Raw genomic sequence first — 15849 nt, 5'->3', positions numbered from 1 at the left:
GGCATGTCCTGACCCAGACCGCGCGCTACTGGTTCGAGGCGACCAAGGACATCTGCCCCAACCATGTGATCGCCTATCCGGATCCGAATGTGGTGATCGGCAAGCGGCTCGACATCCTGCCCGTCGAGATCGTCGTGCGCGGTTATCTTGCCGGCACGACGGGCACGTCGCTGCTCACCCTCTATAAGAAGGGAGAGCGCACCATGTACGGGCTCGATCTTCCGGACGGCCTCAAGGACAACGAAATCCTGCCCGCCCCGGTCATCACGCCGACCAGCAAGGCCTTCGACGGCGGCCACGACGAGCCCCTGACGCCGGGAGAGATCGTCGAACAGGGACTTCTGACCGCAGAACAATGGGCCACCCTCTCCCGTTATGCGCTGGCGCTTTTTGCGCGCGGCCAGCAACTGGCGGCGCAACGCGGGCTGATCCTCGTCGATACCAAATACGAGTTCGGCACGGATGCCGAGGGCACCATCATCCTTGCCGACGAAATCCACACGCCCGACAGCAGCCGCTACTGGATCGCTGACAGCTACGACGAGGCCTTCCGCAGCGGCACGCGGCCGAAGAGTTTCGACAAGGATTTCATCCGCGCCTGGGTGGTCGAGCGTTGCGACCCCTATAAGGATGAGATCCCGGCGATCCCTGCCGAACTCGTCGAAGAGACCGCCAGGGTCTACCGCACGGCTTATGAAACGATCACCGGCGAGACGTTCGTGCCAGATACCACCGGTGCGACCGTGCTCGACCGTATCCGCAGCAATTTGGCGCCCTATTTCAGCACGCGTTGAACAAATTGGCCGGAAAACCGATCCGGCATTGTAAAGAGGACAGAGTGCGCAGACCGAGACGCAAGGCGGAAGAAACCCGGGGCGATATCCTCAACACGGCAGAGACGCTCTTCCGTGAACGGGGGATCGCCAAGTGTTCGATCGCCGACGTCGCCCATGCGCTGCATATGTCGCCCGCCAACATCTTCAAGCATTTCCATTCCAAGGCATCGCTGGCGGATGCCATCTGCGACCGGCATATCAGCCGCATGATCGGCCGGTTCGAGACGCTCGACGAGCCGGCGCCGGCGCCCGAACGGCTGGCGATCGTCGTGCGCAAGCTGATGGAGGCGCATCTCCAGGACCTCCGCGACAATCCCTTTCTGTTCGAGATGATCTTCCTGATGTCCGAGGCGGATCTCCCCAGCGGCCAGCATTACAAGCGGCTGATCGAGAACCTGTTCACCGATCTGATCCGGCAGGGGGTCGAAAGCGGCGCCTACAAATGTACCGATCCGCAGGCGATCAGCCAGCACGTGGCGGCCGCCTTTGCGAGCGTGCTGCATCCGGTCCTTCTGGCCAAGGCCGGCGAGGCGGAATTGCATGACCGCTGCAATGGCCTTGCCAGACTTGTGAATGCTGCGCTGCAAAATCCACTTGCCAAGTGACGATTTTATATTTACGTCACTTTCACGAACCTGGAACGCCGGTTGAACTCCCGTTTTCGACCACCACTGTTCCGACCGCCTAAGACGGGTTAATCTCCCCGCCTTCCGCCCCGGCACATCCCGCCTGCCGAGGCGATCGCCCAGATGTTTTGCCTTGGATGACGCCATGACCGGACGCAAATTGATACTTTCCCTGCTTCTTTCCGTGGCGCTCGCTGCCTGCAGCGATTCGGGCCAGACGCCGGCCGGCAACGGCGCGGCAGGCGGCGCCCCCCAGCGCCCGCCGCAGCCGGTCAGCGTGGTGATCATGAAGAAGTCCGAGCAGCCGATCACGGCCGTGCTGCCGGGCCGGGCCGCACCCTTCCAGATCGCCGACATCCGCCCGCGGGTCACCGGGGAGATCAAGGAGATCGCCTTCAAGCAGGGCAACGAGGTCAAGGCCGGAGACCTTCTCTACAAGATCGAGGACAGCACCTATGCGGCCGAGGTCGCCCAGGCGAAGGCGACCGTCTCCAAGGCGGAAGCCAGCATCCCGAGCGCCCAGGCGAACCTCTCCCGCTATGAGCGGCTGGTCAACAGCGGCGCAACGCAGATCGAATATGAAAATGCGCGGGTAACCCTGCTGCAGGCGCAGGCGGATGTCGCCCAGGCCAATGCCGCCCTCAATGCCGCCCAGATCAATCTCGACCTCACCGAGATCCGTGCGCCCTTCGACGGCGTCACGTCGATCTCCAATGTCAGCATCGGCAATATCGTCACCGCCAACCAGACGACGGCGTTGACGACGCTCCGCCGCCTCGATCCGGTCTATATCGACCTCATCGATTCCAGCACCAATCTTCTTGAGCTGCGCTCGGCCATGGCTTCCGGCCGCCTGAGCGGCGATCCGCGCAAGGCGGATATCCGCCTGGCTCTGGAAGACGGGACGGACTATCCCCTGACCGGCAAGCTCGACATGGCCGACATGGCCGTCAGCGAGACCACCGGCACCTATCAGATCCGCGCGCTGTTCGATAATCCCAACGACATGATCCTGCCGGGCACCTATGTGCGCGCCACGGTCACCCTCGGCAACGAGAGCGGCTACCTGATCCCGCAGCGCGCCGCGACGCGCAATGCCCGCGGCGAGCTTTCCGCCAAGTTCGTCACGGCGGACGGCAAGGTCGAGACCCGCATCTTCCCCACCAGCGGCGTTTCCGGCAACAACTGGCTGGTCACCGACGGCATAACCGATGGCGATCGCCTGGTCGTCGACGGCTTCCAGTGGATCGCCGACGGTGCCGCGGTCCAACCGGTCGAAGCGACCGTCAACGACAAGGGTTTCGTCGTTGAAGCTCCGAAACCAGCCGCAGCAAAGCCGTGAGAGCCCGAGCGGAACAGATCATGACGAAACGCGGCAAGGAATAATCTGAATGGCCAAGTTCTTTATCCGGCGACCGGTATTCGCCTGGGTCATCGCGATCGTCATCATGCTCGGCGGCGCACTCGCCATCGCGACGCTCTCGATCTCGCAATATCCCGACATCGCGCCGACCACGGTCAGGATCACGGCAAGCTACAACGGCGCAAGCGCGGAAACCGTCGAAAAATCGGTGACGACGATCATCGAGGACGGCATGACCGGCCTCGACGACCTCACCTATATGACGTCGTCCTCCTCGACCGGCCGCGCCAGCGTCACGCTGACCTTCGGCAGCAGCGTTCTTCCCGACATTGCCCAGGTGCAGGTGCAGAACAAGCTGCAGCTCGTACAGTCGCAGCTCCCCGATGTGGTGCAACAGGCAGGCATTGAAGTTTCCCGATCGACCTCGAGCATTCTGATGGTCGGCGCCCTGGTTTCCACCGACAAGAAGCGCAGCTCCGTCGATCTCGGCGATCTGTTCTCCACGCAGATCGAGGATCAGGTCAAGCGCCTGGAAGGCGTCGGCAGCATCGACATCTTCGGCTCCGGATATGCGATGCGCGTCTGGCTCGATCCCTACAAGCTGCAGAAATACCAGCTGACGCCCGCTGACGTGACGTCGGCGATCCAGTCCCAGAACACCCAGGTTTCTGTCGGCGCCCTCGGCGGTCTTCCGGCCAAGGCGGAACAGCAGCTGACGGTCACCATGACCGCGCAAAGCCAGCTGACGACGGTCGACGATTTCGAGCGGATCATCCTCAAGGTCGAACAGGACGGCGCGACGGTGCGCCTGAGCGACGTCGCCCGCGTCGAGATCGGCGAGGAGAGTTATGGCGGCGGTTCGCGCCAGAATGGCCTGCCGTCCACGGGTTTCGCCGTGAACCTTGCCACCGGCGCCAACGCTCTCGATACCGCCGCGCGCGTCAGAGAGGCGCTGACCGCCATCGGACCCAATCTTCCGGACGGCGTGGAGATCACCTATCCCTACGACACGACGCCCTTCGTGCAGCTTTCGATCGAGAAGGTCGTCCACACGCTCATCGAGGCGATCATCCTGGTTTTCGTGGTCCTGCTCGTCTTCCTGCAAAATCTGCGTGCAACGCTGATCCCGATGATTGCCGTGCCCGTCGTCCTGCTCGGCACGTTCGGGGTGCTAGCGATGACCGGATATTCCATCAACACCCTGACGATGTTCGCCATGGTCCTGGCCATCGGCCTTCTCGTCGACGATGCCATCGTCGTCGTCGAAAACGTCGAGCGCATCATGGACGAAGAGGGGCTGAGCCCGCTCGAGGCGACCGAAAAATCCATGGGCGAGATCACCGGCGCCATCATCGGCATCGCGCTCGTCCTGACGGCCGTGTTTATTCCGATGGCCTTCTTCGGCGGCTCGACCGGCATCATCTACCGGCAGTTCTCGATCACCATCGTGTCCGCCATGCTGCTTTCGGCACTGGTCGCCATCGTGCTGACGCCGGCGCTTTGCGCCACCATGCTGAAGCCGATCGACCACCACAAGAAACGCCGCGGCATCGGCGCCCTGTTCAATCGCGGTTTCGATCGATCGACACGCGGATATGTCAGCACCATCGGTTATCTCCTGAAGCGCCCGCTCCGTGTGATGCTGTTGTTCCTGCTGGTGATCGGCGGCTGCGCCTGGCTTTTCACCAGGCTGCCGAACTCCTTCCTTCCGCAGGAAGACCAGGGTGTCCTGCTGACCATTATCCAGACCCCCGTCGGCGCCACCACGCCGCGCACCGACGAGGCGGTCAAGAAGGTCGAGGCCTATTTCCTCGAAAAGGAAAAGGACAATGTGGATGCTGTGTTCGGCGTCCTCGGCTTCAGCTTCAGCGGAAGCGGCCAGAACAACGCGATCGTCTTCACCAAGCTCAAGGATTTCGCCGAGCGGACCAGGCCGGAGCAATCTGCCGCAGCCATCGTCCAGCGGGCGAGCGGTTATTTCTTCAGCATCCGCGATGCGCAGGTCTTCGCGCTTCTGCCACCGGCCATCCAGGGACTGGGCACGTCGAGCGGCTTCTCCATGTATCTGGTCGACAGCGGCAACAACGGCAATGCGGCGCTGACCGCGGCATCGCAGCAGCTCATTCAGGCCGGCACGGGCAATCCGAACATCAGTTCGCTGCGTAGCAGCACCCAGCGGTCCGAAACCCAGCTCAAGATCCTGCTCGACCAGGAAAAACTGGGCGCAATGGGTGTCGACCTCGCTTCGGTCAACTCGATGCTGGCGACCATCTTCGCCGGACGCGATGTCAACGACTTCACCCTGAACAACGAGTTGAAGCCGGTCTATGTCCAGGGCGATACGCCCTACCGTATGCAGCCGGACGACCTGAAACACTGGTTCGCCCGCAACAATAGCGGCGAGATGGTTCCCTTCTCCTCCTTCAGCACCGTCCAGTGGATCAGCGGCACGCCGCAGCTTGCGCGCTTCAACGGCACCAGCGCCATCCCCCTCGAGGGCGCGGCCGGTCCGGGCGTCAGTACCGGCCAGGCCATGGACGAGATGCAGAGGCTGACGGCCGCATTGCCTGGCGGTTATTCGGTCGCCTGGCAGGGCATTTCCTACCAGGAGCGGCTGTCCGGCTCGCAGGCACCGATGCTCTACGGGTTGTCGGTCCTGATCGTCTTCCTCTGCCTTGCCGCACTTTATGAAAGCTGGTCGATCCCCTTCTCGGTCATATTGGCCGTCCCGATCGGCGTGCTCGGCGCGCTTGCCGCCGCGTATTTCTTCGGCCAGTCGAACGACGTCTACTTCAAGGTCGGGCTCCTGACGACGATCGGCCTGGCGGCGAAGAACGCCATTCTGATTGTCGAATTCGCCAAGGATCGTCAGGCCGGCGGGATGGAAATGATCGAGGCCACCCTCGAGGCCGCGCGCCTTCGCCTGAGGCCGATCGTCATGACATCGCTCGCTTTCATCCTCGGCGTCGTGCCGCTGGCGATCGCAACCGGAGCCGGATCCGCCGCGCAGAACGCCATCGGTATCGGCGTGCTGGGTGGTATGCTTTCTGCAACACTGCTCGGAATTTTCTTCGTTCCGTCCTTCTTTGTTGTCGTTAGACGGTTATCAAAGCGTGAAAAAGAGTAGGATGACGATTACGTTCGTTAACGTATTCGACCTTTAATGCCGTCAGAAGCTGTGCGAATCGCTGCTGACGGGACAATCGGAAGAGGCATGAGTGCTGACCTTCCACGCGTTGTAGGGCACTGGGACAGAAAAATGTTATCCATTCGTGTTGTTGCTCCTCTCACTATGCTGCTGCTTTCGGGCTGCGTCGTCGGTCCAGATCACAAGGCGCCGGAAATTGCTCTTCCGGGTAAATTTGCCGAAGCCGGCAAGACCAGCAACGGCGATGTTTCGCAGGTTGCCTGGTGGACCGCATTTAATGACAGCCGTCTGAACGGCTATGTAAATCAGGGGATCGGCCAGAACCTCGATATCCTCCAGGCTATGGAGCGGATCACGTCTGCCCAGGCCAACGTTACCGTCGCCGGCGCGGGAGCTATCCCGTCGCTGGATCTCTCGGCCGCCAGCACGACCACTGGCACTCGTACCGAACCCGGTTCGTTCTCGCGGGCGACCACGACGGCGGGTACTGCCGATGCGTCCTGGTTCCTCGATCTTTTCGGCCTCTACAGGCGTTCCAAGGAAAGTGCGCTCGCAAGCCTCGATGCTGCCTATGCCAGCGAAGACGTTGCGCGTCTCTCGTTCCTGTCTCAGGTGGTCGCTGCCTATATCGACGTACGCTACTATCAGGAGCGTATCGCGATCGCCCGCCGGAACCTCGATTCGCGGCGCGAAACGCTGAACCTCACCAAGCTCCAGCTGGATGCCGGCGCAGCGTCCCGTCTCGATGTCGTCCAGTCCGAAGGCCTGGTGAATTCGACGATCGCGGAAATTCCGGGCCTGGAAACGAGTTTCCGTGGCGCGGCACACCGTGTCGCCACGCTTCTCGCCATGCCGGCATCGACGCTCGTTCCTGAACTGCAGAAAGGCGCACGCCAGCCGGTCGCCCGCTTCAGCACCAAGGCCGGCATCCCTGCGGACCTGATCCGCAACCGTCCGGACATCCGTGCGGCGGAACGCCAGCTCGCATCGGCAGTCGCCGAAATCGGCGTCGCCGAGGCTCAGCTCTATCCGGCCATTACGCTCGGCGGCTCCATTTCTCCGAGATACAACGCCCTTGCCGGCAGCCTCGATACCCGGGCCCTGACCTGGTCCTTCGGACCGCAGCTGAGCCTGCCGATCTTCGACGGCGGCCGTCTGCGCGGCAACGTCAAGATCGCCGAATCCAGCGCCCGCGGGCAGTATCTCGCCTGGAAACAGACGGTTCTGAACGCGGTCGAGGAAGTGGAAAATGCACTGGCCGCGGTTGCCCGCGACAGCCGTACGGTTTCCGCGCTCCAGGCAACTGTAAAGTCCTACGAAGAAGCTCTGCAGCTCGGCACCGCCAGCTATCGTGACGGCGCTTCCTCGTTGCTCGACGTTCTCGACGCCCAGCGTCAGGTCTCGACCGCTCAGTCGAACCTCGCGGCCGCCGTGCGTCAGATGGCGCAGGACTACGTCTCGCTCAATGTGGCGATCGGCGGCGGTTACGCCTTCGGCAAGACCGATACCAAGGTCGCTTCGGTGGTGATCAAAAAGTAAGTACCGCCCCAACATAACCGACAACAAAAAACCTCCGGAGCCCGCGCTTCGGAGGTTTTTTTATCACGCCCGGAAAGGCCGGGGACGATCAGTTCTTGGCGCGCTCGACGTAGGAATTGTCTTCGGTGGCGATCACGACGCGGGTGCCGGCATCGATATGCGGCGGAACCGCGGTGCGGATACCGTTCGACAGCATGGCCGGCTTGTAGGACGAGGAAGCCGTCTGGCCCTTGACGACCGGTTCGGTCTCGACGATCTCGAGCGTCACGTGGCGCGGCAGCTGAAGAGCCAGAGCAATGCCTTCGTGCATGGAGAGAACGCAGGTCATGCCTTCCTGAAGATAGGCCTTCTGGTCGCCCATCGTATCCGCGTCCACCACGACCTGGTCGTAGTTTTCCGGGTTCATGAAGTGGAAGCCTTCGCCGTCTTCATAGAGGAACTGATGGTTGACGTCCTCGACGAAGGCGCGCTCGACCTGCTCGGTCGTCCGCCAGCGTTCGGACACCTTCACGCCGTCGACGATGCGGCGCATATTGACCTGCGTGACGGGCGTGCCCTTGCCGGGATGGAAGTTCTCGGCGGTGAGAACGACATAAAGCTTGCCGTCCACATCGATGACGTTGCCCTTGCGGACAGAAGAAGCGATGACCTTGACCATAGTATTCCTTGTGTAGCGAACCGGCTTGTAACTGCCGAAAATGCATCGTAGAGGACCGGGCGATAACCGGCCCGAAGGACGGATCGTCTGTTTTCCGGCCGGAACTACTCCAAAACCGCGCAAAGTGGAAGCCTTGCCGGGGAGAACCGGCGAAGAAAGCCATAAATGAGCTTGTCCCGACCTGCCATATCCCGCTCGCCCTGGTGGATGCCGGCAAACCATGCGGATCGCCGGCCCTTCCTGAAAGGCCGCAATGCGGTCCAGTCGGCGCTGCGCGGTTTCTTCTCGGAGCGCGATTTTATCGAGGTGGATACGGCAACGCTCCAGGTCTCGCCGGGCAACGAGACGCATCTGCATGCCTTCGCAACCGAAGCGGTAGCCATCGACGGCGGCAGGGCGCCGCTCTACCTGCACACCTCCCCGGAATTCGCGGCCAAGAAGCTGCTGGCCGCCGGCGAGAAGCGCATCTTCACCTTCGCGCATGTCTACCGCAACCGTGAACGCGGGCCGCTGCACCATCCGGAATTCACCATGCTCGAATGGTATCGCGTCGGCGAAAGCTACGAACAGCTGATGGCCGATTGCGCCGAGATGCTGGCACTGGCTGCGGATACCACCAGGACCGGGCGCTTCGCCTTCCGCGACATGGAGATCGATCCTTTCTCCGAACCCGAACGCCTGACACTCGCCGATGCCTTCGACCGGTTTGCCGGCATCGACCTGCTGGCCTCCGTCGCGGCGAATGGCGAAACCGACCGCGACCTGCTGGCGGCCGGCCTGCAGAAGGCCGGTATCAGGTTTGCCGGAGACGACACCTGGGCGGACCTTTTCAGCAAGGTGCTGGTCGAGAAGGTCGAGCCGCATCTCGGCCAGGACCGGGCGACGATCCTCCACGAATACCCTGTTTCCGAAGCCGCGCTCGCCCGGCCATCCCCCCGTGATCCGCGCGTCGCCGAACGTTTCGAGCTTTATGCCTGCGGCGTCGAGCTTGCCAACGCCTTCGGGGAACTGACCGACGCCGGCGAACAACGCCGCCGTTTCGAACACGAAATGGCGGAAAAAGCCCGCATCTACGGCGAGCGTTATCCGATCGACGAAGACTTTCTCGATGCGCTTTCGATCATGCCGGAGGCCAGCGGGGCAGCGCTCGGCTTTGACCGGCTCGCCATGCTGGCAACAGGTGCGACCCGCATCGACCAGGTCATGTGGGCGCCAGTGGCGGAGGTGTTTGGATGACCGCAGCGCGTTCACTGAAGGCCGCCGATGACCTGGTATCTGCCGGACTGATCGAACCGGAAAAACTCGCCTCCATTCGCGCGGTGGCGGACCGTTATGCCATCGCCCTGACGCCGACCTTGGTTTCGCTCATCGACCGCACGGACCGTCAGGATCCGATCGCCCGGCAATTCGTGCCCGATCCGGCCGAATTGCTGACGACGCCGGAAGAGCATGCCGACCCGATCGGCGATCAGGTGCACAGCCCGGTCAAGGGCATCGTTCACCGCTATCCGGACCGGGTGCTGTTGAAGGCCGTGCATATCTGCCCGGTCTATTGCCGCTTCTGCTTCCGCCGCGAGATGGTCGGTCCGCAAGGTGACGGAACGCTGGCACCGGACGAACTGTCGGCGGCGCTCGCGTATATCCGCGAGCATGCGGAGATTTGGGAAGTGATCCTCACCGGCGGCGACCCGCTTGTCCTTTCGCCGAGGCGGCTTGCTGCCATCATGCGCGGCCTTGCGGAGATCCCCCATGTAAAGATCGTCCGCTTTCACACCCGCGTGCCGGTCGTCGAACCGGACCGTATCGACGCGGCGATGATTGCGGCACTGAAGGAAAGCGGCAAGGTGGTCTACATCGCGCTGCACGCCAACCATCCGCGCGAAATGACCGACGCCGCCCGCGCCGCCTGCGCCCGCCTGGTCGACGCCGGCTTTCCGATGGTGAGCCAGACGGTGCTCCTGCGTGGCGTCAACGACGATCCGACCGTGCTTGGCGACCTGATGAAGTGCTTCGTCGAGACCCGGATCAAACCCTATTATCTGCACCATCCCGACCTTGCCCCGGGTACGGGCCATTTCCGGCTGGATATCGCCGAGGGCCAGAGGATCGTTTCGGCGCTCCGGGGCAATATTTCCGGCCTTTGCCAGCCCACCTATGTGCTGGATATCCCGGGCGGCCACGGCAAGGCGGTGATCGGCGAAAGCGCCGTGCGCGGCGACGGCGACGGCGGATGTTATTCCGTCAGCGATTTCCGCGGCGAAGAGCATGCATATCCTCCGAAATGACACGGGTTCTTGTTCACGCGGCGAACTGCGCCCGTGGCTTGGCTTGTTTGGAGAGCCCACACGAATGCGGAACCTCAATAGATTTTAATAGCTGGCTCCGCATTCGCGTGGCCTTCGGCGTCTTTTCGGGGTGTCCCTCCCCTACAGGTGATCACCTCGCCTCGCTGCGTGGCTTCGTTCGCGGTCTCCTTTCGGGAAACCTTGCCACTTGCACGGCTCAACCGAACCCGGCCTGGCGGCCAGGGGGAGGCTTGATAGGGTTGGGATTGCCCCCAGCCCATGGCTTTCACCTCTTCCACCATCCCCGCACGTTACGGTTCCGACGAAAGCGCCGGCCTCCGCCTGCCCGCGAACGTCTCGCGAAACACTCCGGCGACGGAGGCGAGGGGATTGTAGGCATAGCGCAGAAGGGCGGGGAAACTAAAACCGGAAAAGTTTGGCGTGCCGCGTAAGCCTCCTCTGCCTGCCGGGCATCTCCCACCAGGTCAGAGCCGTCACATATGGAATGTGCGGCAGCGCGGCATTCTTAACCCTCCCCCTTGTGGGGGTCCGGAGGACGGGACGGGGCCAGCGACCCGTCCCCGGTTGGTGGCCGGCAGGCGGGAGGGGTTTTGATGCTGGATGAAGTCCCCTCCCCAACCCCTCCCCACAAGGGGGAGGGGCTCCACGCGCCGCCCCATGCCTTCATGTGATCGCCCTGCTCTTGAGGGGAGATAGGCTGGGCTGCAAGGCAGCGGGCTGAACTGCCTCGACGTCGAAGGACAGGATCAGCTCACGCCTTCCCCACCGGCATATAGAGATCTCCGCCGTCGCGATATTTCGCAGCCATGGCTTCCAGGCCCTCCTTCTGCGCCTCGGCGCGGATGTCATGCGAAATCCGCATCGAGCAGAATTTCGGGCCGCACATGGAGCAGAAATGCGCCACCTTGTGCGCCTCCTTGGGCAGCGTCTCGTCATGCATCGAACGCGCCGTTTCCGGATCGAGCGAGAGGTTGAACTGGTCCTCCCAGCGGAACTCGAAACGGGCGCGCGACAGCGCGTCGTCGCGCACCTGCGCCGCCGGGTGGCCCTTGGCGAGATCGGCGGCATGCGCCGCGATCTTGTAGGTGATGACGCCCACCTTGACGTCGTTGCGGTCCGGCAGGCCGAGATGTTCCTTGGGCGTGACGTAGCAGAGCATGGCGGTGCCGAACCAGCCGATCATGGCTGCCCCGATGCCCGACGTGATGTGGTCGTAGCCCGGCGCGATATCGGTGGTCAGCGGCCCGAGCGTATAGAACGGCGCCTCGCCGCAGACGGCGAGCTGCTTGTCCATGTTCGCCTTGATCTTGTGCATCGGCACATGGCCGGGGCCTTCGATCATCACCTGGCAATCCTTCGCCCAGGCGATCTTCGTCAGCTCGCCGAGGGTCTCCAGTTCAGCGAACTGCGCCGCATCGTTGGCATCGGCGATCGAACCGGGGCGAAGGCCGTCGCCGAGCGAGAACGACACGTCGTAGGCCCGGGCGATGTCGCAGATTTCCTCGAAATGCTCGTAGAGAAAACTCTCCTTGTGGTGATGCAGACACCACTTGGCCATGATCGAGCCGCCGCGGGAGACTATGCCGGTGACGCGGTTGACGGTGAGCGGGATATAGGCGAGCCGCACGCCCGCATGGATGGTGAAATAGTCGACACCCTGCTCGGCCTGCTCGATCAGCGTGTCGCGATAGACCTCCCAGGTCAGGTCCTCGGCAATGCCGTTCACCTTTTCGAGCGCCTGGTAGAGCGGCACGGTGCCGATCGGCACCGGCGAATTGCGGATGATCCATTCGCGGATATTGTGGATGTTGCGGCCGGTCGACAGGTCCATGACCGTATCGGCGCCCCAGCGGATCGCCCAGACCATCTTCTCGACTTCCTCGGCCATCGACGAGGTGACGGCCGAATTGCCGATATTGGCATTGATCTTCACCAGGAAGTTCCGGCCGATGATCATCGGTTCGGATTCGGGATGGTTGATGTTGGCGGGAATGATCGCCCGGCCTTCCGCGACTTCGCGCCGAACGAACTCGGGTGTCACGAAGTCCGGCACATGGGCGCCGAAACTTTCGCCGTCGCGGATGAGCGGCTCGCTGGCCGCCTGCCGGCCGAGATTCTCGCGGATGGCGACGAATTCCATCTCCGGCGTGACGATGCCGGCCCGCGCATAGGCGAGCTGGGTGACGGCCCTGCCCACCTTCGCCTTGAAAGGCTGGTTGCGGACCGGGAATTCCGGCGTCAGGTGGCTCCCGGACACGAAGCCGTTATCCTCCGGCCTGACGATGCGGCCCTCATAGGCCTCGACATCGCGGCGGGCGGCAATCCAGTTTTCACGCAGGCGCGGCAGGCCCGCGTCGATGCTGATCGCGGCACCTTCCACCGTGTAGGGACCGGAAGAATCGTAGACGGTGACCGGCGGTTCGCCGGAGGTCGGATGCAATGCGATCTGACGCATCGGCACGCGGATGTCCGGATGGATCGTTCCTGCTTTCAGGACTTTCATGGAAGCGGGAAGCGGGCCGGTGGTGACGACCGGGGTAAGCTTGGTGGTTGCGATATTCATGGCTCAAGGCTCCAAGGTTTGACGTTTGGAGACCCAGTTCCAGTGTTGGAATGATGGAAAAACACCCCGGAATCCGAAGGACGGTTTCCCATCCTCGCTGCCGCAGCGCCCGCACCGTCCCTACGCCAGTATGAACTGGATCAGGTTCAACGGGTCACTGCGCCTCGGCCGGCCAAAGCCGGTCCGACCAGCAGTATCTCAGCCCCTTGGCGGGACCCCCCTGGTGAATGGCGCCATCAGAAACCCGCGGGCCGTTGATGTCAAGCCGGGCCATGCCGATGGTAATCGATCGGATTTTACGGAATCCCGCATCCCTAACTTCACGACGTTTATTACCGGAATCTTATGCTTTCCTGCGTAGTAAAGTCTCCAGCGATGAACGCAGAATTCGAACGATCCGGAGACGTCGAGATGAACGAGACCATTCGCGAATTGCTCACACGGGTAGGCGGCCTTCCGGTCGCTGTGACCGAGCTGGAAGACGGCGCCGATCTTTATGCGGCCGGCCTCTCCTCCTTTGCGTCCGTGCAACTGATGCTGGGCCTGGAAGAGGCCTTCGACATCGAGTTTCCCGACAGCCTTTTGAACCGCAAGTCCTTCGCCAGCATAGCGGCGATCGAGCAGACGGTTTCGCATATCCTGAAAGCGCGCGAGGCCGCTTGAGATGAGCCTCCCTGCCTTTGCCGCCGACATGAGCCTGAGCGCCCGCGCTCACCGCGTGGCAACCGTAGCGGCCGAATTTGCCGACCGTGTCGACCATGACGGCCGCTTCCCCCGCGAGGCCGTCGATGCCATGAGGGCCGAGCGCCTGATCGGTATCCAGATCCCGGCCGCGTTCGGCGGCGAGGGCGCTTCGATCACCGAGATCGCCGAGGTCTGCTCCATCCTGGGACAGGCCTGCGCCGCGAGCGCCATGGTTTTCGCCATGCACCAGATCAAGGTTTCGAGCCTCGTCGAGCACGGTGGCGACAGCGAATGGCACAGGGACTTCATGCGCGAGCTTGCCGGCCGCCAGCTTCTCGTCGCCTCCGCGACGACCGAGGGCGGCATCGGCGGCAATATGCGCAACTCCATCTGCGCGATCGAGGTCGAGGGCGACACCTGCCGCCTGACGAAGGACGCGACGGTGATTTCCTACGGCGCCCATGCCGATGCGATCATGGTCACCTCGCGCTCCAACGAGAAGGCCGCACCGACCGACCAGGTCATGACCGTCTTCAAGCAAGGCCAGTATAGCCTGCAGAAGACCGTCGACTGGGATACGCTCGGCATGCGCGGCACCTGCTCCGACGGTTTCCTCTTCAGGGGTGAAGCGCCGTCCGTCCAGATCTTCCCAAAGCCGTTCGCCGAGATCGCGGCGCAGTCGATGCTCGCCACCTCGCATCTCCTCTGGAGCGCGGTCTGGTACGGGATCGCCGCCGATGCGGTACTGCGCGCCCAGGCCTTCGTGCGCGCCGCCGCCCGCAAGGCGGGCGGCACCCAGCCGCCCGGCGCACTGAGGCTGGCCGAAGCCTCGAACCTGCTGCAGCTCCTCAAGGCCGGCATCCTCTCCGGCCTCAGGATCTACGCGGATGCCAAGGCGGATCACGACCAGCTGTCGTCCATGGCCTTTTCGATCGCCATGAACAACGTCAAGCTGGCCTCTTCCGAGACGATCCTGACCATCATCAACCAGGCGATGATCATCTGCGGCATCATGGGCTACAAGAACGGCACGCCCTACAGTCTCGGCCGGCATCTGCGCGACGCGCATTCCGCCCAGCTGATGATTTCCAACGACCGCATCCTCGGCAATACGTCGACCATGCTGCTCGTTCAGAAACCGGACACCAGCCTGCTCGGCTGACGCCCCTATCATTTCAGATGTAAACCATTGAAAAGAATGAGGTAAAGCCATGGATATGCAAGTTTCCTTTCTTGACCGCCTGTTCGATGCAGGCCTGCTGATCGAGACCGGCGTCGACGGACTGTATGGCCGCAGCGGCCAGTTCGAAGACGTCATCGCCGCCTTCGAGCGGCTGATCGACAAGGTCGGCGGCGGCGACGGTGCCGAGGCGATGCGCTTCCCGCCGGGCATGAACCGCGCCTTTTTCGAGACCAGCGGCTACATGAAGAGCTTTCCGCAGCTCGCCGGCACGGTGCATTCGTTCTGCGGCAACGAACTCGACCATATGAGCCTCCTGAAATGCATGGAGGTCGGCGAGGAGGACTGGACCAAGGGCCAGGAAGCAACCGACATAGTCTTGACGCCCGCCGCCTGCTATCCGCTCTATCCGACTGTTGCGCGCCGCGGCAACCTGCCCGCCGGCGGTGGCCTCTTCGACCTGCAGAGCTACTGCTTCCGCCACGAGCCCTCCAGGGATCCGGCCCGCCAGCAGCTGTTCCGCATGCGCGAATATGTCTGCATGGGTACAGAAAGCCACGTCACCGATTTCCGCCAGCTGTGGATGGATCGCGGCGTCGAGATGATGAAGTCGCTCGGCCTCGATGTGACGATCGATATCGCCAACGACCCGTTCTTCGGCCGCGCCGGCAAGATGCTGGTCAACAACCAGCGCGACCAGAACCTGAAGTTCGAGCTGCTGATCCCGATCACCTCCGTCGCCAAGCCCACAGCGTGCATGAGTTTCAACTACCATCAGGACTCATTCGGCCTGAAGTGGGGCCTGAACCTGGAAGACGGTAGCGTCGCCCATACCGCCTGCGTCGGCTTCGGCCTGGAACGCATCGCGCTGGCACTCTTCCATACCCACGGTCTGGACGTAAAAGAGTGGCCGGGCTCCGTCCGCGCCACGCTCTGGGGCTGATCC

The 15849-nt window shown here is 62.7% G+C and carries 12 protein-coding genes and 1 riboswitch (1 of these 13 running past the window's edge); of the genes, 10 read left to right on the top strand and 2 right to left on the bottom strand.

The window, feature by feature from the left end:
• From ACZ9EJ_RS19520 to ACZ9EJ_RS19500, 5 genes are all read left to right on the top strand, one after another.
• Positions 1-794: the 3' portion of a phosphoribosylaminoimidazolesuccinocarboxamide synthase gene (locus tag ACZ9EJ_RS19520; protein WP_046641847.1), read on the top strand. It extends 157 nt beyond the left edge of the window; the window shows 794 of its 951 coding nt (coding positions 158-951); the start codon falls outside the window, past its left edge; it ends in the stop codon at positions 792-794.
• Between the two features lie 44 nt (positions 795-838).
• Positions 839-1441: a TetR family transcriptional regulator gene (locus ACZ9EJ_RS19515; protein ID WP_046606751.1), complete on the top strand. Its 603-nt coding sequence runs from the start codon at positions 839-841 to the stop codon at positions 1439-1441.
• Positions 1442-1607: 166 nt separating this feature from the next.
• Positions 1608-2804: an efflux RND transporter periplasmic adaptor subunit gene (locus tag ACZ9EJ_RS19510; protein WP_046641846.1), complete on the top strand. Its 1197-nt coding sequence runs from the start codon at positions 1608-1610 to the stop codon at positions 2802-2804.
• A gap of 49 nt (positions 2805-2853) precedes the next feature.
• A complete protein-coding gene (locus ACZ9EJ_RS19505; protein ID WP_046634781.1) occupies positions 2854-5952 on the top strand; it encodes an efflux RND transporter permease subunit in 3099 nt (1032 codons plus the stop codon).
• Positions 5953-6084: 132 nt separating this feature from the next.
• Positions 6085-7512 (top strand): efflux transporter outer membrane subunit, encoded by a 1428-nt coding sequence (locus ACZ9EJ_RS19500; protein WP_046634779.1) that lies wholly within the window; start codon positions 6085-6087, stop codon positions 7510-7512.
• Between the two features lie 88 nt (positions 7513-7600).
• Here ACZ9EJ_RS19500 and efp read toward each other — a convergent pair whose 3' ends face one another.
• Positions 7601-8170 carry an elongation factor P gene (gene efp, locus ACZ9EJ_RS19495; RefSeq protein ID WP_037087579.1) on the bottom strand — a complete coding sequence of 190 codons (570 nt, stop codon included), beginning with the start codon at positions 8168-8170 and terminating at the stop codon, positions 7601-7603.
• A 165-nt stretch (positions 8171-8335) separates the two neighbouring features.
• Here efp and epmA point away from each other — a divergent pair, with 165 nt between their 5' ends.
• Positions 8336-9406 (top strand): EF-P lysine aminoacylase EpmA, encoded by a 1071-nt coding sequence (gene epmA / locus ACZ9EJ_RS19490; protein ID WP_046641845.1) that lies wholly within the window; start codon positions 8336-8338, stop codon positions 9404-9406.
• A complete protein-coding gene (locus tag ACZ9EJ_RS19485; RefSeq protein WP_046641844.1) occupies positions 9403-10455 on the top strand; it encodes a lysine-2,3-aminomutase-like protein in 1053 nt (350 codons plus the stop codon). Before epmA ends, ACZ9EJ_RS19485 begins: the two co-directional genes overlap by 4 nt.
• Positions 10456-11227: 772 nt before the next feature.
• Here the strand turns inward: ACZ9EJ_RS19485 and thiC are convergent.
• Positions 11228-13039 (bottom strand): phosphomethylpyrimidine synthase ThiC, encoded by a 1812-nt coding sequence (gene thiC, locus ACZ9EJ_RS19480; RefSeq protein WP_046641843.1) that lies wholly within the window; start codon positions 13037-13039, stop codon positions 11228-11230.
• A 99-nt stretch (positions 13040-13138) separates the two neighbouring features.
• Positions 13139-13271, bottom strand: a riboswitch (TPP riboswitch).
• 179 nt (positions 13272-13450) lie between these two features.
• Here thiC and ACZ9EJ_RS19475 point away from each other — a divergent pair.
• The 3 genes from ACZ9EJ_RS19475 to ACZ9EJ_RS19465 are packed head-to-tail and all read left to right on the top strand — an operon-like array spanning position 13451 to position 15846.
• The gene (locus ACZ9EJ_RS19475; RefSeq protein WP_046606773.1) at positions 13451-13702 is read left to right on the top strand and encodes an acyl carrier protein; all 252 of its coding nucleotides are present in this window, start codon (positions 13451-13453) and stop codon (positions 13700-13702) included.
• 1 nt (position 13703) lies between these two features.
• Positions 13704-14885 carry an acyl-CoA dehydrogenase family protein gene (locus ACZ9EJ_RS19470; protein ID WP_046641842.1) on the top strand — a complete coding sequence of 394 codons (1182 nt, stop codon included), beginning with the start codon at positions 13704-13706 and terminating at the stop codon, positions 14883-14885.
• A gap of 49 nt (positions 14886-14934) precedes the next feature.
• A complete protein-coding gene (locus ACZ9EJ_RS19465) occupies positions 14935-15846 on the top strand; it encodes an amino acid--[acyl-carrier-protein] ligase (protein ID WP_046641841.1) in 912 nt (303 codons plus the stop codon).
• Positions 15847-15849: the final 3 nt, after the last annotated feature.

It is taken from the genome of Neorhizobium sp. USDA 3394 (assembly GCF_056280385.1).
This window is presented reverse-complemented; position numbering and strand designations above follow the sequence as displayed.